We start from the raw sequence: 381 nt of genomic DNA, 5'->3' as shown, positions 1-381 counted from the left end.
ACAGGCTTCGACGGGAGAGGCTGGTCCCGGAATGCGAGCCGAGAGGCGCCGAACTCGTGAAATCAGCGCAAAAAATCAAGTGCCAACCGCACTTCCTACGCTGCCATGCCCCTCGCCGCCTAGTGTGACGAGACCATGACAGTCAGTCTCCATAGATGAGACTGCGTCCGCCGGCACCGTTCTCCACCGGGTGACGGATCGGGCGAGACAAAGGTGGAGTGCCGCGCACGACGCCGCTGCCTGCGCGAAAGACCAGCGGCTGGTCGCAGTGAGTTCTGGTCGGACGAGACCCCTGCGATGACGAACTTCGACCGACTACGCTCGTAGATTTCCGAGGGTCGAATCTTTCGGACCCGGGTTCAATTCCCGGCATCTCCACCC

General features: G+C 61.9%; 1 other RNA gene. It reads left to right on the top strand.

What is annotated here, in order from left to right:
- Positions 1–381: a transfer-messenger RNA gene (gene ssrA, locus ACO0K4_RS19505) on the top strand; the annotation flags it as partial.

The organism is Undibacterium sp. RuTC16W, from assembly GCF_049339445.1.
Taxonomy (GTDB): Bacteria; Pseudomonadota; Gammaproteobacteria; order Burkholderiales; family Burkholderiaceae_D; genus Undibacterium.
The sequence above is the reverse complement of the archived record's forward strand: the minus strand, read 5'-3'. Positions and strand labels throughout refer to the sequence as shown.